Source organism: Streptomyces sp. NPDC006487, from assembly GCF_042870555.1.
Classification (GTDB): domain Bacteria; phylum Actinomycetota; class Actinomycetes; order Streptomycetales; family Streptomycetaceae; genus Streptomyces.
On record NZ_JBIAHN010000001.1, the window covers coordinates 32,095 to 51,686 of the forward strand.

Genomic DNA, 19,592 nt, shown 5'->3' on the forward strand with positions numbered 1-19,592 from the left:
GTTGCGGACGCCATGCCCGGCGACTACGTTGACCACCCATGTGTAGCGTGGCTACACAATAGCGTCGCTACAGGAGGTGTGTCGTGGAGCGCATGACGCGATGGGTGCTCGCCCATCGGCTGCCCGTGGTCCTGGTCTGGGTGGTGCTCACCCTGGTCGGGGGCGCCCTGTCCGGCAGCACGATCGAGAAGCTCTCGTTCGAGTCCCGCCTCCCGGACAAGCCGGCCCAGGAGGCGAACGACACCCTCGCCCAGCGCTTCTCCCGGACCGGCGGCAAGAACGCCCCGCTGCTCCTCGTGGTGACCGTGCCGGACGGCGCGACCGCCGACGGCGAGGACGTCCGCAGGGCCTGGGGCGACCTGATCGCCCGGGTCACCCCACGGGGCGGCCGCAGCGTGTCCTACGCGAACACCGGCGACGACTCCCTTGTCTCCGGAGACAAGCGCACCACCGTCGCGCTGGTCTACCCGCCGGCGAACCGCACCAACATGCCCTACGAGCAGTCGCTCCCGGGGATCAGGCGGACGGTCGAGCAGGCGAAGATCGCGGGCGCCCCCGTCGAGCTGACCGGACAGCCCGTCCTGTCCGGCCGTGACGGCGGAGCCCGGCGCAGCCCCGTCCACGAGACGCTGATCGGCGCCCTGGGGGCCCTGGTCGTGCTCGCCCTCGTCTTCACCAGCGGCCTGGCCGTCGTTCCCCTGCTGATGGCCGCGGTCGCCATCCCCGCCACGTTCCTGCTGGTGCGCGGCATCACGGGGGTCACCGAGGTCTCCTTCATCGTCCAGTACCTGGTGGCGCTCATCGGCCTGGGCATCGCCATCGACTACGCCCTCCTCGTCGTCACCCGCTGGCGGGAGGAACGGCAGAAGCAGGGAGCCGACGGCACCGATCCCGCCGCCCGCCGCGAGGCGGTCGTACGCACCCTGGCCAGTGCGGGCCGCGCCGTCGCGCTGAGCGGCGCCACCGTGGCGATCTCGCTCGCCGCGCTCGTGGTGCTGCCCGTCCCCTTCCTGCGCAGCGTCGGCTACGCGGGACTGCTGATCCCGCTCGTCAGCGTGGCCGTCGCCCTGACCCTGCTGCCCGTCCTGCTGTACTCGTGGGGCGACAAGCTCGACCGGCCCCGCCGGGCGCACCGCCCGGACAGCAGGATGTGGGGCCGGATCGCCGGGGTCACCACACGCCGCCCCGCGCTCACCGCGGTGATCAGCGGCGCGCTGCTGCTGGCCCTGGCCGCGCCCGTACTGGCCCTGCGCCTGGGGCAGCCGGCCACCGTGACCCTCGCTCAGGGCGGACGGCCCGCGGCGGCCTTCCAGCGGATCGTCGACGCGGGCTTCGGCGAGGGCATCGCACGCCCCCTCGAGGTCGTCGTGGACGCCGGCGGCAGTGACGCGATGGACAGCCGGCTCGGAGGTCTCGAAGGAGTCGCGGGCTCCGTGGCACCCGCGGACTGGGAGCACGGCGGACAGCGCGTCGTCGACGTGTGGACCGAGGCGGACCCGTCGGCCGGTGCCGGCCGGGACACGGTGACGGCGGTCATGGACACGGCGGGGGAGACCCCCGGCACGCTCGTGGGCGGCGGACCCGCCCAGGACGCCGACTTCATCGACGCGGTCTACGGATCCCTCGGGCTCATCCTCGTCTTCGTCGCCCTGCTCACCTTCGTGGTGCTGGCCCGGACCCTGCGCTCGGTCGTCCTGCCCCTGAAGGCCCTGATCCTCAACGCGCTGTCCACCTGCGCGGCGTACGGCGTGGTCGTGCTGGTCTGGCAGGAGGGCCACGGCAGCGAGATGCTGTTCGACACCCCGGCGATCGGGGCGGTGACCATCTGGATCCCCATGGCGGTCTTCGCCTTCCTCTTCGGACTGTCCATGGACTACGAGGTGTTCATCCTCCACCGCATCCGCGAAACCCATCTGGAGCTGACCGCCAAGGGGGTGCGCGAAACGGTGGTCCCCTCCGTCGTGGCAGGCATCAGCCGGACCGGCCGGCTCGTGACCTCCGCGGCGCTCATCCTCTTCCTGGCCTTCACCGCGCTGGGCAGCGTCCCCGTCACCGACGTGAAGGTGTTCGCCACCGCGCTGGCGGCGGGCGTCATCATCGACGCCACCATCGTCCGGGGACTCCTCACCCCGGCCCTGATCACCCTCCTCGGGCGGTCCAGCTGGTGGTTCCCGAACGCCTCGGGCCGGTTGCCCGTCACCTCCTCCTCGGCGACGGGCCCGCGCGTCCGCGAACGTTAGGGATCCGGCGCGTGCCGATGTCTGGCAGTCGAAGCCTCCTCGCCCGATCATGTCCGGACGGCCCCGCCCCGGGACGGGCGGACCGGGACGGGCAGGCCGGGACGGGCAGACCGGGACCGCGGGTCACGCGAAGGCCCCGCGCGGGAGAGGAGCGGCACGTTCATGGAGGACGAGGCGGCGGACGCGGTGGCCACGGCCACGGCGATCGTGCATGCGGCGGCGGTCAGGCGGGCGCGGCAGGAACGGGCCGTACGGGCGGGGGGCTGGCTCTGGGCCGGGGCGTTCCTGACCGGCTGCCCGTCCGGCCTGTGGTGGCGGGGGGACCGGGCGAACATCCCGCTCGTCGGAGAGGTGCTCGCCGGCTGGGGGCCGGGCGCGATGCCCTATCCGACCGATCTGATCGGGCTGATGCTCCTGGTGTACGCGGCCCTCTTCGGGGCCGCCGGAGCCGGGGCCCTGTGGTGCGGCGCGGCGGACGTCGCCCGTCGCGTGAACCCGCTCGCGCGGTACGACGGGCCCCGGGAAAACCATGGATCGTGAACCATGATCGCCGGATAGCCTGGATAAATGCTCACAGAAGTGATCGCGACCCGCTATGTGACGCCCCTGCGTGAGGGCGGCTCGCTCCCGGGAATCGTGGAGGCCGACGACCTCGGCACGTACGTCATGAAGTTCACCGGAGCCGGCCAGGGCCGCAAGACCCTGGTCGCCGAGGTCATCTGCGGCCGGCTGGCCCAGCGGCTGGGGCTGCGCGTCCCCCGGCTGGTGCAGATGCAGCTCGACCCGGTCATCGGCCTCGGAGAGCCCGACCAGGAGGTCCAGGAGCTGCTGAAGGCCAGCGGCGGGCTGAACCTGGGGATGGACTACCTCCCGGGCTCGATCGGCTTTGACCCGCTCGCGTACCAGGTGGACCCAGTGGAGGCGGGGCGCGTGGTCTGGTTCGACGCCCTGATCAACAACGTCGACCGGTCCTGGCGCAACCCCAACATGCTGGTCTGGCACGGGGACCTCTGGCTCATCGACCACGGCGCCACCATGATCTGGCACCACAACTGGCCCACCGCCGAGAGCGCCGCCGCCAAGCCGTACAACGCCTCCGACCACGTACTGGCCCCGGTCGGCCCGGACATCGCCGCGGCGGCGGCCGCACTCGCGCCGCTGGTCACCGAGGAGCTGCTCACCGAGGTCGCCGCCGACGTGCCCGACGAGTGGCTGGTCGACGAGCCGGGCTTCGACTCCACCGACGCGCTGCGCCGCGCCTATGTGGAGGCCCTGCTGCCGCGCGCGGCCACGATCCACGAGAGGATCACGATGGAGGCCGAGGTGAAGACCCGGTCGGGTCCGCCCGGCTGGCTCGCCGACCGCCTCGACCCCCGTCCCCGGAAGATGAAGAGCGACAGCGAGTGATCAAGCGGGACGTGTTCGAGTACGCGCTGGTGCGTGTGGTGCCCCGGATGGAGCGCGGCGAGTGTTTCAACGCCGGCGTGATCGTCTACTGCCGGGCGCGCTCCTACGTCGCCGCGCGCACCCATCTCGACGAGGCGAAGCTCCTCGCGCTGGATCCGGAGGCCGACGTGGCCGGGGTGCGGGCCGCGCTGGGCGGGGTCGAGGGAGTGTGCACGGGCGGAGAGTTCGCGGGGCAGGCGGCCGGTGACGACGCCGGGCGGCGGTTCCGGTGGCTGATCGCACCACGGAGCACCGTCGTGCAGCCCGGCCCGGTGCACATCGGCCTGACGGCCGATCCGGCCGTGGAGGTGGAGCGGCTGCTGGACCTGCTGGTCCGGTAGCCCGGTGGCGGGGCTCCCGGGCGGGGCTGGATCTGCTCCCCGTTGACACGGAGTGCCAGGGCTCCTAGCGTCTCCTCAGCTGAAGCTACTAAGCGGTTGCTCACCTTTGGGGGGCCGCTTTCCTAGGGCGAGGAGATCCAGCATGTCCACCACCGAGCAGCGCGTCGCGATCGTGACCGGGGCGGCCCGGGGCATCGGCGCGGCCACCGCCGTACGCCTGGCCGCCGAAGGCCGGGCGGTCGCCGTACTCGACCTGGACGAGGCGGCCTGCAAGGACACCGTGGAGACGATCACGGCAGCCGGCGGCACGGCCGTCGCGATCGGCTGCGACGTCTCCGACAGCGCGCAGGTGGAGGCGGCCGTCGAACGGGTGGTGAGCCTGCTCGGCGCCCCGACCATCCTGGTCAACAATGCGGGTGTGCTGCGGGACAACCTGCTCTTCAAGATGAGCGACACCGACTGGGACACCGTCATGAACGTGCACCTGCGCGGTGCGTTCCTGATGTCGAAGGCCTGTCAGAAGCACATGGTGGCAGCCAAGTTCGGCCGGATCGTGAGTCTCTCCAGCAGCTCGGCGCTCGGCAACCGCGGCCAGGCCAACTACTCGGCGGCCAAGGCCGGTCTGCAGGGCTTCACCAAGACCCTGGCCATCGAACTCGGCAAGTTCGGCATCACCGCGAACGCCGTCGCCCCCGGGTTCATCGTCACCGAGATGACCGCGCACACGGCCGCCCGGGTCGGGATGGACTTCGAGGACTTCCAGGCCGCCGCCGCCACCCAGATCCCGGTCCAGCGCGTCGGGCGCCCGGACGACGTGGCCAACGCCATCGCCTTCTTCACCGGCGAGGCCGCCGGCTTCGTCTCCGGCCAGGTCATGTACGTGGCCGGCGGCCCGCTCAGCTGACGAAAGGCAGGGTGCACGTCATGACGTACGACGGAACGGACAGCGGCAAGGTCGCGCTGATCACCGGGGCGAGCCGGGGCATCGGCTACGGCATCGCCGAGGCCCTGGTGGCGCGCGGTGACCGGCTCTGCATCACCGGCCGGAACGAGGACGCCCTCAAGGAGGCCGTCGAGCGGCTCGGCGCGGACCGGGTGATCGCGGTCGCGGGCAAGGCGCACGACGAGGCCCACCAGGCCGTCGCCGTGGAGCGCACGATGGAGGCCTTCGGCCGCGTCGACTTCCTGATCAACAACGCGGGGACCAATCCGGTCTTCGGGCCGATCGCGGACCTGGACCTCGGGGTCGCCCGCAAGGTCTTCGAGACGAACGTGATCTCGGCGCTCGGCTTCGCCCAGCGGACCTGGCACGCCTGGCAGAAGGAGAACGGCGGCGCGATCGTCAACATCGCCTCGATCGCCGGCGTCTCGGCCTCGCCCTTCATCGGGGCCTACGGGATGAGCAAGGCGGCGATGGTCAACCTGACCCTCCAGCTCGCCCACGAGATGGCGCCGGGGGTCCGGGTCAACGCGATCGCGCCCGCGGTGGTGAAGACCAAGTTCGCGCAGGCGCTCTACGAGGGCCGGGAGCAGGAGGCCGCCGCGGCCTATCCGCTGGGCCGGCTCGGGGTCCCGGAGGACATCGGAGGGGCCGCCGCTTTTCTCACATCTGCACAAGCGGAATGGATCACGGGACAAACTCTCGTCGTTGACGGGGGAATGTTCCTCAATGCCGGAGTGCATTGACCGATAATCGGACGCATTTGCCTCCCAAGGGGAGGTAAATGCGTACCGAATAGGCACGTAATCGGTCAAGTGCCTCATGAAACCTACCCATTGGTTTCGTGATGCTCTGCGGTAGGGTCTGCCGCACCCCTGGCTGATCGAGGAGCGTGCACGTGTTCAACCGGACCAGATGCCTGCAGATCACTGCGGCCGTTGCGTCCATATCCCTGCTCTCCGGATGCGGCCTGTTCTCGGACGACGGCGGCAATGGCGAACAGCGGATTGTCGTCGGAACGACGAGCGCACCCACGACCCTCGATCCGGCCGCGGCCTGGGACGGCTCCTGGGAGCTCTACCGGAACGTCTACCAGACCCTGCTGGCGTTCCCCACGGGTGCCACCAAGCCCCAGCCCGACGCCGCCCAGAGCTGCGAGTTCACCGACTCCGGCAACGAGTCGTACCGCTGCATCGTGCGCAAGGGCCTGAAGTTCTCCGACGGCGAGCCGCTCGACGCGAAGGCCGTCAAGCACTCCCTGGACCGGATCAAGACCATCGACGCCCCGTCCGGCCCCAAGGCCCTCTTCGGCAGCCTCGACAAGATCGAGACGCCGGACGCGCAGACGGTGGTCTTCCACCTGAACACCCCGGACGCCACCTTCCCCTTCGTGCTCGGCTCCCCGGCCGCCTCGCTCGTCTCGCCGAAGCAGTACCCGGCCGACAAGCTGCGCGAGGGCAGCAACGTCACCGGCTCCGGCCCGTACACCCTGGAGTCGTACAAGGAGGGCAGCGAGGCGGTCCTGAACCGCAACGAGTCCTACAACGGCTTCGCCAAGCGCCGCAACGGCGGGGCCACCATCCGCTACTTCGCGGACTCCAAGAAGATGATCTCGGCCCTCAAGGGCAAGGAGATCGACGCGACCTACCGCGGCCTCTCCGCCGAGGAGGTCAAGGACCTCCAGGCCCCCGCCTCGCACGACGCGGGCGTCCAGGTCGTCGAGAACGTCGGGGCGGAGATCCGCTACCTGATCTTCAACCCCAGGGACCCGCAGGTCGCCAAGGTCGAGGTGCGCCGGGCCATCGCGCAGATCATCGACCGCGGGGCGCTCGTCTCGCAGGTCTACCAGGGCACCGCCGAGCCGCTCTACTCGATGGTCCCCAAGGGGGTCGTCGGCCACAAGACGCCGTTCTACGACAAGTACGGCCAGCCGGACGTGGCCAAGGCCAAGAAGACCCTCAAAGACGCCGGCATCCCCACGCCGGTGGACCTGACCTTCTGGTACACCACCGACCGCTACGGCGCCTCCACCGCGGACGAGTTCACCGAGCTCAAGCGCCAGCTCGACGAGAGCGGGCTCTTCAAGATCACCCTGCGCGGGCAGCCCTGGAAGGCCTTCCAGGAGGGCTACAAGAAGGGCGACTACCCGGTCTTCGGCCGTGGCTGGTTCCCCGACTTCCCGGACCCGGACAACTTCATCGCTCCGTTCGTCGGCAAGGAGAACGCGGTCGGCACCCCGTACGAGTCCAACGAGATCCTGAGCGTCATCCTGCCCAAGTCCCGCCGCGAGAGCGACCGGTCGGCCGGCATCCACGAGTTCGAGAAGGCCCAGCAGATCTTCGCCGACGACGTCCGGCTGCTGCCCCTGTGGCAGGGCAAGCTGTACGTCGCCGCCCGCGAGGACATCGCCGGCGCGGAGCGGGCGCTCGACCCGCAGACCGTCATGCAGCTGTGGGAGCTGTACCGCAAGACCAGCTGGTAGCAGGCCCGTACGCCGCCCCGCCCGTCCGCACCGCCCACCCGGGCGGGGTGGGCGGGCGCCGCGTTGTCAGTGGCCACCGGTAAGTTCTTGATCCGTCGCGCGAAGCAGTTGCGCGAGCGCGGAGAACGCGCGGACGTGAAGTCTCGAACAACGTGTAACCGGAGGTTGTCGCCGTGACCCAGATGCTGCCCGAGTCCTGGCTCCCCGTCCTCGGCGGGGAGCTGGACCAGCCCTACTTCAAAGAACTCACCGAGTTCGTCGAGAAGGAGCGGGCGAACGGGCCGGTCTACCCGCCCCGCGAGCAGGTCTTCGCGGCCCTGGAGGCCACTGCGTTCGACCAGGTGAAGGTACTGGTCCTCGGCCAGGACCCGTACCACGGAGCCGGACAGGGCCACGGGCTGTGCTTCTCCGTGCAGCCCGGCGTCAAGACCCCGCCCTCCCTGCGCAACATCTACAAGGAGATGCAGGCCGAGCTGGGCACCCCCATCCCGGACAACGGCTATCTGATGCCGTGGGCCGAGCAGGGCGTCCTGCTGCTCAACGCGGTGCTCACCGTCCGTGAGGCGGAGCCCAACTCGCACAAGGGCAAGGGCTGGGAGAAGTTCACCGACGCGGTGATCCGCGCGGTGGCGGCGCGCCCCGACCCGGCCGTCTTCGTCCTGTGGGGGGCGTACGCGCAGAAGAAGCTCCCGCTGATCGACGAGGAGCGGCACGCGGTCGTCAAGGGTGCCCACCCCTCCCCGCTGTCGGCCAAGAAGTTCTTCGGATCCCGGCCGTTCACCCAGATCAACGAGGCCGTCGCCGCCCAGGGCCATGCGCCGATCGACTGGCGGATCCCGGACCTGGGCTGATGCCCGACCGCGCCTAGGCGGCATTGCCGGTGCCTCCGGCTAGCGTCTTGATGACCAGACCGGAGCAGGTCTGACGGGAACAAGCCGGAGGCCGCGTTGACGGAGCAGCAGGAGGCGTCCGAGGACGCCGTCATGACCAGGATCGGCCAAGCGGCCATCCTGCTGCACGCCGGCGACCGCGAGGAGGCCCGCAACCGGCTCGGCGAGATCTGGTCCGAGATCGGCACGGAGGGCGACTCCCTGCACCGCTGCACGCTGGCGCACTACCTCGCCGACGCGCAGGACGACCCCGCCGAGGAGCTGGCCTGGGACCTGCGGGCCCTGGCCGCCGCGCACGCCGACTCCGACGGGCCCGGTCCCCCCTCGGCCGTCCGGGTCTTCTACCCATCGCTGCACCTGAGCCTGGCCGGCGATTACCTGAAGCTGCGGCGTCCCGAGGCGGCCCGGATCCACCTGGCGCGGGCCCGCGCCGCCACCGGGGAACTGGCCGACGACGGTTACGGGAACGGCGTACGGGCCGCCATCGCCCGCCTGGAGCGCCGGCTCGCGGCGGAACCGGGGGAGGGGCCCAGGCCGTTCCCGGAGCAGAACCAGTAGCGGCGGCCGGGACAGCGGGCCGGGTGTCCTGGGGCCGTGTACGGGGCCATGTCCTGGGCCATGTCCGGGAGACCGGCACGGGGGCCCGGCAGGACGGGTCTGTCAGCCGCCCTGGACACCCGCGCAGATGCGGGCCTCCGGACTGTCCGGGTGCCAGCGCCCGTGCCGGCGGCCCAGCGCGCACACGTCGGCCGGCCGCACCGGCAGCTCCCGCACCAGCTCGCGCGGCACCTCGCCGCCCCCGGAACCGGGCCGCCCGGGGTGCTGTCCGCCCGGACGCCCGTCGGCGTGGTCGCGGTGCCCGCCGGGCTGCCGGGGTTCCGGGATGTCCGGGACCGGCGCAGCGGCCGGGGCTCTGCGGGCTCCGGGCCGGCCCTCCCGCGCCGCCTCTGCGGCCGGGACTCCGGTCCGCGGGACGGCGGCCCGGCCGGAAGTGGAGGGGGCCGGCCCGGCCGGCCGTCCCGGCCCTGCCTCCACGGCCTCCAGCGCCTCCAGGGCGGGTGCCCGGACGACCACCGGCGCGGCCCCCGGCCCGCCGCGGGGCTCGTGCCGGGGCGGCGCGCCCGGGGTTCCTGGGGCGGTCGCCGGCGGCAGGGGGGCCGGTGTCACGTTCACGCAGCCGGAGACCGCCGAGACCGCACAGGCGACGCCGAGCAGCAGCTTTGTCGTGGTTCGGGTTGGATGCACTCACACAACTCTGCTGTGCGAGGACCCCGTTGCGAAAACCCGGAGCCGATATTCACCCCGCACGGGTGACGGCTACTCGCCCGTGGCGCCGTCGATGTGCTCCCGCAGCAGGTCCGCGTGGCCGTTGTGGCGCGCGTACTCCTCGATCATGTGGCTGTAGACCCAGCGCAGGCTGAACACCTCGCCCCGGCGGTGGCTCTCGGGCTTGGAGGCGAGGTCCAGGGAGTGGCCGGCCGCGGCCTGCCGGGCCAGCTCGATCTCGGTCTGCCACACCTGCTCGGCGTCGGCCCAGGTGTCCTCGTCGGCGAAGTGGAAGTCCCCGTCCGGGTTCTCGCCGCTGCTGTACAGCTCGGGCAGCTCCTCGTCCAGCATGATCTCCCGGAACCAGTACCGCTCCACCTCGGCCATGTGCCGCACCAGCCCCAGCAGGCTCAGCTCGGACGGCAGCAACGGGGTGGTGCGCAACTGTGCGTCGGACAGCCCCTCGCACTTCCAAGCCAGGGTGGAACGGTGGTAGTCGAGCCAGCCTTCGAGCATCTCGCGCTCGTCGGCCGTGGTGGAGGGTTCGGAACGGTGGGATCCGTCACTGATCGTCATGGGCCCATCCTGGTCGAACACGGCCGTGGTCACCACCGATTAGGCTGCGTACTCCCACGAGGAACAAACCTGGAGGTCCCGGTGAAGGTCGGCTGTATCGGACTCGGCGATATCGCGCAGAAGGCGTACCTGCCCGTCCTGACCACCCGCCCGGGGCTCGAACTGCACCTGCAGACCCGGACCCCGGCCACCCTCGAACGCGTCGCCGCCCAGCACCGCGTTCCGGCCGAACGCCTGCACACCGACCTCGACTCGCTGCTCGCGCAGAAGCTCGACGCGGCCTTCGTGCACGCCCCGACCGCCGTCCACCCCGAGATCGTGGAACGGCTGCTGGAAGCGGGCGTGCCGACGTACGTCGACAAGCCGATCGCCTACGAGCTCGCCGAATCGCGCCGCCTGGTCGAACTGGCCGAGGAGCGCGGGGTCTCGCTCGCCGTCGGCTTCAACCGCCGCCACGCGCCCGGCTACGCGCAGTGTGCCGACCACGCGCGCGACCTGATCGTCATGCAGAAGAACCGGGTCGGCCTGCCCGAGGACGTACGGACCTTCGTCCTGGACGACTTCATCCACGTCGTCGACACCCTGCGCTTCCTGCTGCCCGGCGAGGCCGACCAAGTCGACGTACGGGCGGTGGTGCGGGACGGACTGATGAGCCAGGTGGTCCTCCAGCTGTCCGGTACGGGCTTCACCGCGCTCGGCATCATGAACCGGCTCTCCGGTTCCACGGAGGAGGTGCTGGAGGTCTCCGGGCAGGACACCAAGCGCCAGGTCGTCAACCTCGCGGAAGTCATCGACCACAAGGGCCAGCCGACGGTCCGGCGGCGCGGGGACTGGGTGTCGGTGGCCCGCCAGCGCGGCATCGAGCAGGTCGTCGACGCCTTCCTGGAGGCCGTCGCCGCGGGCACGACCCTCAGCGCGCGCGACGCCCTGCTGACCCACGAACTGTGCGAGCGGGTGGTGCGCTCGGCTCTGGAGCAGGCGTCCTGAACGCATCCCCGACGGGCGTCCCGGCCGGTTCCCCGGCCGGCGTCCCGAGGGGCCGGTCGAGGAGCCTGCCGGGGGGCTTCCCGCGCCGTACGGAGCGGGCGCCGGCGACCGTGCAGTACGCGGAGAGGATGGCCAGCGCCGTGCCCACCGCCCAGTCCCCGTAGCGGACGTAGAGGGTCGTGCCCCGGGCGAGCGGGACCTCGTACACCCGCGCCGTCCGCGCGGAGGTGGGCAGCGCGGCCCCGATCCGCTCGCCGGAGGGGCCGTGCACCGCGCTGATCCCGGTGAGGGCGGCGTGCACCTCGGGCCGGCCGGTCTCCGCAGCCCGCAGCGCGGACAGCGAGGCGTGCTGGGCCGGGGCCCAGCCGTCCTGGAAGCTGGACGTGGCCGACTGGTCGATCAGCACGGCGGCCCCGTCGCGGACGAGGCGCCGGCTCATGTCGGGGAACGCCGACTCGAAGCAGACCAGCGGGCCGAGCCGGACGTCCGCACGGCCGGGCAGGTCCATCAGGACCGGTGCCCCGCCCGGAACGCGGTTCTCCTGCGCGGCCTTGCCGACCGAGGTGGCCCAGCCCAGCAGCTCGCGGGCCGGCACGTACTCCCCGAAGGGGACCAGGCGCATCTTGTCGTACCGGTCACCGGTCGGGCCCCCGGGACCGACGAGCACCGCCGATTTGCGGATCCCCGGCCGGTCGGCGGCCCGCGCGTCCACGTTCACCAGCAGCGGAGCCCCCACCCGCGCCGACAGTGCGGCGAGCCGCCGGGCCAGGTCCGGGCGGGCCGTCAGGTCCTCGCCGACACTGCTCTCCCCCCACACCACGAGGTCGGGCCGCTGCGCGGCCAGGGTCCCCGTCAGCTGCTCCCCGGCGGCGAAACGCCGCTCCGCGCTGTCCGGGCCGTCCTCGACCGGGCCCGGCTGTACGAGGGCCACGCGCAGCACGCCCGAGACCTCGGGGCGCGGCGCCCACAGCCAGACCACCCCCGTCAGCACCGCGCAGCCCGTCACCCCGGCCAGCGCCGGTGCCCGCGCCCCCGGTGTCGTGATCAGCAGCACCAGCGCGCAGTTCACCGCCACGACCAGCAGGCCGACCAGCCAGACCCCGCCCACCGAAGCCAGCCGAAGCGCGGGCGCCACCTGCCACTGACTGGCACCCAGCAGCCCCCACGGCCCGCCCAGCCCCTGCCACGACCGGGCCAGCTCCGACAGCAGCCAGCCCGCCGGTACGAGGAACAGCGCGGCACCCGCCCGGCCCGCGCCGGGGGCGCCGCGGAGCAACTCCCGTACCAGCAGCGCCCAGGGAATCCAGAGCAGGCCCAGCAGCGCCGCCAGGGCGAACAGGAACACGTGCAGGCTGGGCAGCAGCCAGTGGTGGACCGCGAAGACGAAGCCGGCGCCGCCGAGCCAGCCCTCCAGGGCCGCGCGCCGGCCGGTGGGGGCCGACCTCAGCAGCAGGATCCAGGGCACGAGGGCGACGTAGGCGAACCACCACAGCGCCGGGGCGGGGAAGGCGAGGCACGGCAGCGCTCCCGCCGTGACGGCCGCCACCGCACGCCACCACGGGACCCGCTCACAGACCGTCGAGACCGTCGGCATTACGTAGGGCCTCCGCTTCCCGTGTGGAACAGCCCTGCCCGTCGAACCAGCTGCCCGGCGAACCAGCTGCCTGTCGGACCACCTGCCAGCCGGACCGTCAGAACGACATGTGCCGCCACTTCTCGTGGACGGTGACCCGCGCGAGCCGCCAGCCGGACCGGGCGGTACGGGCCACGGCGAAGGTGTAGCGGCCCGCCGCGACGAAGTTGGGCGCGGTGACGGCGGGGCCACCCTCGTCGGGCTCTTCCCCGGCCAGCCGCATGGGATTGAGGAAATCGGCCCGGACCTCCGCGGTGTCACCGGGGGAGCCGCCCTGTTCCGGGATCCGGATGAGCCGGTTGACGATCAGGTGCTGGCGCACCGGGAACAGCTTCATCGTCTCCGCGAGCCAGTCCGCGACCTCCCCGGCCGGGCCCTCGATCCCGCCGGCCGAGGCGTAGTCGGCCCGCCCGCCCGGGGCGAACAGGGCGCGGTAGGCGTCCCAGTCCCCGTCGTCCACGGCGATGGCGTACCCGGTGACCAGCTCGTCGATCGCCAGTCGGTCCATCACGCCCGCAAGGTCCACACGCTGCGTCATCGGGTCAGTGTGCGGGCGCGGGGCGCGGAGGCCAAGGGGCGTGCGCGGCCCGGATCTTCCGCCCCCCGGTCAGTGACCGGAACGCGCCTCCCGGGGACGGACCACCACGAGGTAGGCGTCGCTCGCCAGATCCATGACCACCTCCGCGGGCACGCCCTCGCGCATCCGCTGCGCCGCGTACTCCTCGGCCGGCCAACTCCCCCTCGGACTTCCGGCCGGAAACCGCTCCAACACCACTCGACCCATGGGACACCCCCTGCTGCTCGTCTTCAGGTCTCTCCCTGCACAACGACGCGAAGGCCGCCCGGGAACGTTCCCGAACGGCCTCCGATTCGCCCGAAGCGGTGAGCGGGAGGTGTACTAGCCGGCCGACTCGCCGGCGTGGGGGCTGAGGACACCCATGCCGATCAGGACGAACAGCAGGATGCCGAGCAGCACCCGGTAGATCACGAACGGCATGAAGCTCTTGCTGGAGATGAACTTCATGAACCAGGCGATGACCGCGTAGCCGACGACGAAGGCGACGACCGTGGCGAAGATCGTCTGAGGCCATTCGATGTGCCCCGGGTCCTCCATCACGTCCTTGATCTCGAACAGGCCGGAGGCCAGCACGGCCGGGATGGCGAGGAGGAAGGAGTAGCGGGCGGCCGCCTCGCGGGTGAAGCCCAGCAGCAGACCGCCGGAGAGCGTCGCACCCGACCGGGACACACCCGGGATCAGGGCCATCGCCTGGCAGAGACCGAAGATGAGGCCGTCCTTGACGCCCAGTTCCTTCAGGGTCTTGCGCTCGCGGATGGCGCGGTGCCGGCCGCCCTCCTCGTCGCGCGCGGCCATCCGGTCGGCGAAGCCGAGCACGAGGCCCATCACGATGAGGGTGGTGGCGATCAGTCGCAGATCGCGGAACGGACCCTCGATCTGGTCCTTGAAGGCGAGGCCGAGGACACCGATCGGAATCGAGCCGACGATCACCAGCCAGCCCATCTTGGCTTCCTGCTCCGAGCGCAGCGCCGGCGTGTACAGCGAGCGGAACCAGGTCGAGATGATCTTCGCGATGTCCTTGCGGAAGTAGATCAGTACGGCCGCTTCGGTGCCGATCTGCGTGATGGCGGTGAAGGCCGCGCCCGGGTCGTGCCAGCCGGCGAACGCCGCGGTCAGCCGGAGGTGGGCGCTGGAGGAGATCGGGAGGAACTCCGTAAGTCCTTGGACGAGACCGAGGATGAGGGATTCGATCCAGTTCATGTCGGGGTGCGCTCGTCCTTGTGATCGTTGGGCAGTTCGGGTCCGATGCTAGGGCCCGTAGGGTGCCGCCGTGACCACAGGGGGGTGTACGGCCGTCAGTTCCCGCGCCGGGGCGGGCCGCTCGGGCTTGCGTGCGGGAGCCAGCCGGTGCCGCTTGCGCCAGGCGACGACCGACGCACCCACCGCGGAGACGGCGATGAAGCCGAACGAGGCGAGGAACGCGGGGGAGGTCGGGGAGGAGGCACTGGCCCCCGCGATCACGTACGCGGCGGTGTTCGGGACCACGCCGATCGCGGTGGCGAGGAGGAAGGGGAGCCAGCCGCAGCGGGACAGCGCGGCGGCGTAGTTGGCCATCGCGAAGGGCAGACCGGGGAAGATGCGGATGGCCAGCATCGAGCGGAAGCCGTGCCGGGCCAGCTGGTCGTCCGCCGCCTGCAGCCAGCGGCCGCGGATCAGCGGACGCAGGGCGTCGCGCCCCATCATCCGGCCCAGGCCGAAGGCGATCCCCGCGCCGATCACCGATCCGGCAACTGCCGCGACCAGGCCGAACTGGGAGCCGAAGAGGGCCCCGGAAGCCAGGTTCAGCAGGGGGCGGGGCACCAGGGCGGCCGTGCACACCCCGTACGCCGCGGCGAAGAGCAGGACCGCGGTGCCCACCGGGAGTCCCGGGGGCCAGCCCTCCGCCAGCAGGCGCTGGGGCTCGTACAGCACGACGCAGACGCCGGCCGCGAGGAGCAGCACGACGAGCAGCGAGAGCCGCGTCCACGGCGCGAGGAGGAGGGACATTCCGGGAGACTAGCCGACCATCCTGGCCGAGCGCCGTAATCTGGGCCTCATGCAGTCGAACGACCGGCGGCCTCCGACCGAAGCCGGGGGCCCGGACAGCGGCCTCGCCGAGCTGTTGGTGGCGCGGCTCACGGAGGCCTACGGCGCCGCCGCCGACGCGGAGCGGGCCGGGCCCATGGCCGCGTACATGAAGGACGTCTCGCCCTTCCTCGGGATCCCCACGCCGCTGCGCCGCGAGCTGTCGCGGGCCGTGACCAAGGACACCCCGAAACCGTCCGAAGCGGACTGCGCGGCCCTCGCGCTGCGCTGCTGGGATCTTCCGGAGCGTGAGTACCGGTACTTCGCCGTCGACTACCTGCGCCGGCACGTCTCCCGCTGCTCCTCCGGCTTCCTGCCCGTGGTCCGGCACCTGATCGTGACCGTCCCCTGGTGGGACACCGTCGACCTGCTCGCCGCGCACACGGTGGGGCCGCTCGTGGCGGCGGACCCGGAGCTCGCCGCCGTCATGGACGACTGGATCGGGGACGAGGACCTGTGGGTGGCCCGCACCGCCCTGCTCCACCAGCTCCGGTTCAAGTCCGCGACCGACACCGAGCGGCTCTTCGCGTACTGCCGCCGCCAGAGCGGCCACCCCGACTTCTTCGTGCGCAAGGCCATCGGCTGGTGCCTTCGCGAGTACGCGAAGACGGACCCCGGCGCCGTGCGCGCCTTCGTCACCGCCGAGCGGGAGTCGCTGTCGCCGCTCTCGGTGCGCGAGGCGCTGAAGAACATCGGCGGGGCATGAAGATCGGCGGGGCGTAGGCCCGTCGCGCGCGGCGGCCGGAGTGCCCCCGCGCCAAGTCGGTTCCGCCACCGCGTAATTCGCTGGCCCCGCCGACCCCGGTCCGGCAGGATCGGGCACATGTCCAGGCACGCCTTCCCCGCAGCGCCGTCCGCAGTCGCGGACGCGCCGAAGGCTGCCGTCCCCGCACAGCTCGCCGCAGGCGCACCCGCATTCGGCGGCGCACGAAGCTGACCCTTCCCGGATCGTCCGGCGGACCCCACAGGGGGAGGGTCGGTTCGCTCAGGGGTCCCGTCATTCGAGTTCCAGCTGCGGAATCACACGGGAAGACATCATGGCCAAGACGGCCTTCGTGCGCACCAAGCCGCACCTCAACATCGGCACCATGGGTCACGTCGACCACGGCAAGACGACGCTGACCGCCGCCATCACCAAGGTCCTCGCCGAGCGCGGCGGCGCCTCCTTCGTGCCGTTCGACCGGATCGACCGGGCCCCCGAGGAGGCCCGGCGCGGCATCACCATCAACCTCACGCACGTCGAGTACGAGACCGACACCCGCCACTACGCCCACGTGGACATGCCCGGCCACGCCGACTACGTCAAGAACATGGTCACCGGCGCGGCCCAGCTCGACGGGGCGATCCTCGTCGTCTCCGCCCTCGACGGGGTCATGCCGCAAACCGCGGAGCACGTGCTCCTCGCCCGTCAGGTCGGCGTCGACCACATCGTCGTCGCGCTGAACAAGGCCGACGCGGGGGACCCCGAGCTCACCGACCTCGTCGAGCTGGAGGTCCGCGAGCTGCTCACCGCCAACGGCTACGGCGGCGACGGCGCCCCGGTCGTACGGGTCTCCGGGCTCGGGGCGCTGGACGGCGACCCGCGCTGGACCTCGTCGATCGAGGCCCTGCTCGACGCCGTGGACACGTACGTGCCCATGCCCGTGCGGTACACCGACGCGCCGTTCCTGATGCCGGTCGAGAACGTCCTGACCATCACCGGGCGCGGCACCGTCGTCACCGGCGCCGTGGAGCGGGGCACCGTGGCCATGGGCGACCGCGTCGCGCTGCTCGGCGGCGACGGCGCGGCCGTGGAGTCCGTGGTCACCGGGCTGGAGACCTTCGGGAAGCCGATGGACTCCGCCGAGGCCGGGGACAACGTCGCGCTGCTGCTGCGCGGGGTGCCCCGCGACGCGGTGCGCCGCGGCGACGTGGTGGCCGCGCCCGGCAGCGTCGTACCGAAGCGCCGCTTCACGGCGCGGGTGTACGTGCTGTCCGCCCGCGAAGGCGGCCGCAGCACGCCGGTGGCGACCGGCTACCGGCCGCAGTTCTACATCCGCACCGCCGACGTGGTGGGGAACGTGGACCTGGGCGGGGCGGGCCCGGCCCGGCCGGGGGACACGGTCACCATGACCGTGGAGCTCGGCCGGGACGTCCCGCTGGAGAGCGGCCTCGGCTTCGCGATCCGCGAGGGCGGCCGCACCGTCGGGGCCGGGACGGTCACCGAGGTCGGGTAGCGGCAGGGCAGTCGTCGGGCGGTACCCGCTGTGGTGGCGGTGGTCGGCTTGCGCCAGACTGCCGTCACCACTGGCATGTGCGGAGGGAACGGTTCGTGGAAGACGGCAGCACGGGCGGCGGCAGCGGAGAAGGCAGCGGGGAAGGCAAGGGCACGGCTCTGGTGCTCGGCGGCGGCGGGCTGACCGGCGTCGGCTGGGAGGCCGGGATGCTCTACGGGCTCGCCCGCGCGGGCGTCGACCTGACCGGAGCGGACCTCGTCGTCGGGACCTCGGCCGGCTCGGTCGTCGGCGCGCAGCTCACCTCCGGACTGCTCACCGCGCAGGAGCTGTACGAGCGCCAGCTCGGCGACCCCGGCGGGGAGCTCCCCGCGAAGCTGGGGGCCACCCTGATCGGGCGGTACGCCGTCGCGATGGTGCGCTCCCGCGACGCGAAGTCCTACCGGCGCCGGATCGGCGCCTTCGCGCTGGCCGCCGACACGGAGCCGGAGGCGGTGCGCCGCAAGGTGCTGGAAGCCCGGCTGGTGTCGCACGACTGGCCCGAGCGGCGCTTCGTCGTCACGGCGGTGGACGCGCTGACCGGCGAGCTCGCCGCCTTCGAGCGCGGGAGCGCGGCCGGGCTGGTCGAGGCCGTCTCGGCGAGCTGCGCCGTACCCGGGGTGTGGCCGCCCGTGACGGTCGCCGGACGCCGGTTCATCGACGGCGGGATCCGCTCCGCGACCAACGCCGACCTCGCCTCCGGCTACGCGCGCGTGGTGATCCTCGCGCCGATGGCCACGGGCGCCGGGCTGATCCCCTCGCCCGCGGCGCAGGCCGCACGGCTGCGGGAAGCCGGGGCGAAGGTGCTGCTGATCACCCCGTCTCCGCAGGCCCGCAAGGTCTTCGGACGCAACGTACTGGACCCCGCGCGCCGCGATCCCGCCGCGCGGGCGGGGCTGGAGCAGGCCGCGGTCCACGTGGAGCAGGCGCGCGAGGTGTGGGCGGCTCCGGGGGCCTGACAATGGTCCGGTGAGTGACGAACAGATCCCGGTGATCCGGGACGTGGCCCAGGGCACCGCCAAACTGATGCCGGACATCGACCGGGAGCGGGCCTGGCTGCTCACCGTGGACGGGGCGCCGCAGTCGTACGTGGACCTCGACGATCCGGAGCACCTGGAGTTCGAGTACGTACGCCGCCTCGCGCACGTCCTGGACTGCGTGGGCGAGCCGGGGGCCGCGCTGGACCTGTTGCACCTGGGCGGCGGCGCGCTGACCCTGCCCCGGTACGCGGCGGCGGGCCGGCCGGGGTCGCGCCAGGACGTGGTCGAGTTCGATGCCGGGCTCGTCGCGCTGGTCGGGGAGTTCCTGCCCGTGAACCCCGGGAGCGGGATCACGGTGCACGTCGCCGACGCGCGGGCCTGGCTGGCCGGGGTGCCGGACGCGAGCGCGGACGTGGTGGTGGGCGACGTCTTCGGTGGATCCCGGGTGCCCGCTTCGCTGGCATCGGTGGAGTACGCGCGCGAGGTGGCGCGGGTGCTGAGGCCCGGCGGGGTCTATGTGGCGAACCTCGCCGACGGGGCGCCGTTCGCGTTCCTGCGCGGGCAGCTCGCGAACTTCGGGGCGGTCTTCGGGGAGTTGGCGCTGATCGCCGAGCCGGGGGTGCTGCGCGGGCGGCGGTTCGGGAACGCGGTGCTGCTGGCTTCGGCGCGGGAGCTGCCGGTGGCGGAGCTTTCGCGGGCGTGCGCGGGTGACGCGTTTCCGGCGCGGGTGGAGGTGGGGGCGGCCCTGGCGCGGCTGATGCGGGGGGCTCTGCCGGTGGCCGACGCCGATGCGGTGGCTTCGCCCGAGCCGCCGGAGGGGGCGTTCAGCCTCGGCTGAGGGACTTGCCGCCGCGCGGGGCGTAGCCCCTCAGCGGCCCTTCGCCCGTTCCCCGAGCCATGCCCCGGACCCTTCCGGGG

At 72.3% G+C, this 19,592-nt stretch carries 21 protein-coding genes; 14 read left to right on the forward strand and 7 right to left on the reverse strand.

Translation table 11 applies throughout. The features are described from left to right. The first annotated feature begins 92 nt into the window (after positions 1 to 92). The 9 genes from ACFYM0_RS00160 (at position 93) to ACFYM0_RS00200 (ending at position 8,897) form a co-directional block, all read left to right on the forward strand. Positions 93 to 2,240 (forward strand): MMPL family transporter, encoded by a 2,148-nt coding sequence (locus ACFYM0_RS00160; protein ID WP_388495803.1) that lies wholly within the window; start codon positions 93 to 95, stop codon positions 2,238 to 2,240. A gap of 162 nt (positions 2,241 to 2,402) precedes the next feature. Continuing rightward, positions 2,403 to 2,780, forward strand: a complete 378-nt coding sequence (locus tag ACFYM0_RS00165) for a hypothetical protein (protein WP_388495169.1) — start codon at positions 2,403 to 2,405, stop codon at positions 2,778 to 2,780. A gap of 27 nt (positions 2,781 to 2,807) precedes the next feature. Further along, complete coding sequence (locus ACFYM0_RS00170; RefSeq protein ID WP_388495170.1) at positions 2,808 to 3,647, forward strand: HipA family kinase; 840 nt, start codon at positions 2,808 to 2,810, stop codon at positions 3,645 to 3,647. Continuing rightward, positions 3,644 to 4,027: a DUF3037 domain-containing protein gene (locus tag ACFYM0_RS00175; RefSeq protein ID WP_388495171.1), complete on the forward strand. Its 384-nt coding sequence runs from the start codon at positions 3,644 to 3,646 to the stop codon at positions 4,025 to 4,027. The genes ACFYM0_RS00170 and ACFYM0_RS00175 overlap by 4 nt, the downstream gene beginning before the upstream one ends. Before the next feature lie 142 nt (positions 4,028 to 4,169). Beyond that, positions 4,170 to 4,931, forward strand: a complete 762-nt coding sequence (gene fabG / locus ACFYM0_RS00180; protein ID WP_243339669.1) for a 3-oxoacyl-ACP reductase FabG — start codon at positions 4,170 to 4,172, stop codon at positions 4,929 to 4,931. A gap of 20 nt (positions 4,932 to 4,951) precedes the next feature. Then, positions 4,952 to 5,713 (forward strand): SDR family oxidoreductase, encoded by a 762-nt coding sequence (locus ACFYM0_RS00185; protein WP_267761286.1) that lies wholly within the window; start codon positions 4,952 to 4,954, stop codon positions 5,711 to 5,713. Between the two features lie 152 nt (positions 5,714 to 5,865). Continuing rightward, entirely contained in the window at positions 5,866 to 7,449 is a 1,584-nt protein-coding gene (locus ACFYM0_RS00190) for an ABC transporter substrate-binding protein (protein WP_388495172.1), read from the forward strand. Positions 7,450 to 7,631: 182 nt separating this feature from the next. Further along, positions 7,632 to 8,300 (forward strand): uracil-DNA glycosylase, encoded by a 669-nt coding sequence (locus ACFYM0_RS00195; RefSeq protein ID WP_327257387.1) that lies wholly within the window; start codon positions 7,632 to 7,634, stop codon positions 8,298 to 8,300. A 96-nt stretch (positions 8,301 to 8,396) separates the two neighbouring features. Then, positions 8,397 to 8,897, forward strand: coding sequence for a hypothetical protein (locus ACFYM0_RS00200; RefSeq protein ID WP_388495173.1), 501 nt, complete (start codon positions 8,397 to 8,399; stop codon positions 8,895 to 8,897). A 102-nt stretch (positions 8,898 to 8,999) separates the two neighbouring features. Here the strand turns inward: ACFYM0_RS00200 and ACFYM0_RS00205 are convergent, their stop codons facing one another. Both ACFYM0_RS00205 and ACFYM0_RS00210 read right to left on the reverse strand, forming a co-directional pair. Further along, positions 9,000 to 9,584 (reverse strand): hypothetical protein, encoded by a 585-nt coding sequence (locus tag ACFYM0_RS00205; RefSeq protein WP_388495174.1) that lies wholly within the window; start codon positions 9,582 to 9,584, stop codon positions 9,000 to 9,002. Positions 9,585 to 9,656: 72 nt separating this feature from the next. Then, positions 9,657 to 10,181 carry a DinB family protein gene (locus ACFYM0_RS00210; RefSeq protein WP_388495175.1) on the reverse strand — a complete coding sequence of 175 codons (525 nt, stop codon included), beginning with the start codon at positions 10,179 to 10,181 and terminating at the stop codon, positions 9,657 to 9,659. 81 nt (positions 10,182 to 10,262) lie between these two features. Here ACFYM0_RS00210 and ACFYM0_RS00215 point away from each other — a divergent pair, with 81 nt between their 5' ends. Further along, complete coding sequence (locus ACFYM0_RS00215; protein WP_388495176.1) at positions 10,263 to 11,168, forward strand: Gfo/Idh/MocA family protein; 906 nt, start codon at positions 10,263 to 10,265, stop codon at positions 11,166 to 11,168. On the opposite strand, the gene lnt is transcribed toward ACFYM0_RS00215, so the two are convergent. The 5 genes from lnt to ACFYM0_RS00240 all read right to left on the reverse strand — a co-directional run bounded on the left by lnt (position 11,092) and on the right by ACFYM0_RS00240 (position 15,364). Further along, a complete protein-coding gene (gene lnt / locus ACFYM0_RS00220) occupies positions 11,092 to 12,762 on the reverse strand; it encodes an apolipoprotein N-acyltransferase (RefSeq protein ID WP_388495177.1) in 1,671 nt (556 codons plus the stop codon). The genes ACFYM0_RS00215 and lnt overlap by 77 nt on opposite strands. A 97-nt stretch (positions 12,763 to 12,859) precedes the next feature. Continuing rightward, positions 12,860 to 13,339, reverse strand: a complete 480-nt coding sequence (locus ACFYM0_RS00225) for a nuclear transport factor 2 family protein (protein ID WP_388495178.1) — start codon at positions 13,337 to 13,339, stop codon at positions 12,860 to 12,862. Between the two features lie 69 nt (positions 13,340 to 13,408). Next, positions 13,409 to 13,585 carry a hypothetical protein gene (locus tag ACFYM0_RS00230; RefSeq protein ID WP_243339660.1) on the reverse strand — a complete coding sequence of 59 codons (177 nt, stop codon included), beginning with the start codon at positions 13,583 to 13,585 and terminating at the stop codon, positions 13,409 to 13,411. Positions 13,586 to 13,699: 114 nt separating this feature from the next. Further along, entirely contained in the window at positions 13,700 to 14,578 is an 879-nt protein-coding gene (locus ACFYM0_RS00235) for an undecaprenyl-diphosphate phosphatase (RefSeq protein ID WP_388495179.1), read from the reverse strand. 48 nt (positions 14,579 to 14,626) lie between these two features. Beyond that, complete coding sequence (locus tag ACFYM0_RS00240) at positions 14,627 to 15,364, reverse strand: TVP38/TMEM64 family protein (protein ID WP_388495180.1); 738 nt, start codon at positions 15,362 to 15,364, stop codon at positions 14,627 to 14,629. 49 nt (positions 15,365 to 15,413) lie between these two features. Here ACFYM0_RS00240 and ACFYM0_RS00245 point away from each other — a divergent pair, with 49 nt between their 5' ends. The 4 genes from ACFYM0_RS00245 to ACFYM0_RS00260 all read left to right on the forward strand — a co-directional run bounded on the left by ACFYM0_RS00245 (position 15,414) and on the right by ACFYM0_RS00260 (position 19,512). Then, positions 15,414 to 16,148, forward strand: coding sequence for a DNA alkylation repair protein (locus ACFYM0_RS00245; protein WP_388495181.1), 735 nt, complete (start codon positions 15,414 to 15,416; stop codon positions 16,146 to 16,148). A 331-nt stretch (positions 16,149 to 16,479) separates the two neighbouring features. Then, positions 16,480 to 17,658, forward strand: a complete 1,179-nt coding sequence (gene tuf / locus ACFYM0_RS00250; protein ID WP_388495182.1) for an elongation factor Tu — start codon at positions 16,480 to 16,482, stop codon at positions 17,656 to 17,658. Between the two features lie 95 nt (positions 17,659 to 17,753). Further along, on the forward strand, positions 17,754 to 18,653 hold the full coding sequence (locus ACFYM0_RS00255) for a patatin-like phospholipase family protein (protein ID WP_388495183.1): 900 nt from the start codon (positions 17,754 to 17,756) through the stop codon (positions 18,651 to 18,653). A gap of 67 nt (positions 18,654 to 18,720) precedes the next feature. Beyond that, positions 18,721 to 19,512 carry a spermidine synthase gene (locus ACFYM0_RS00260; protein WP_388495805.1) on the forward strand — a complete coding sequence of 264 codons (792 nt, stop codon included), beginning with the start codon at positions 18,721 to 18,723 and terminating at the stop codon, positions 19,510 to 19,512. Positions 19,513 to 19,592: the final 80 nt, after the last annotated feature.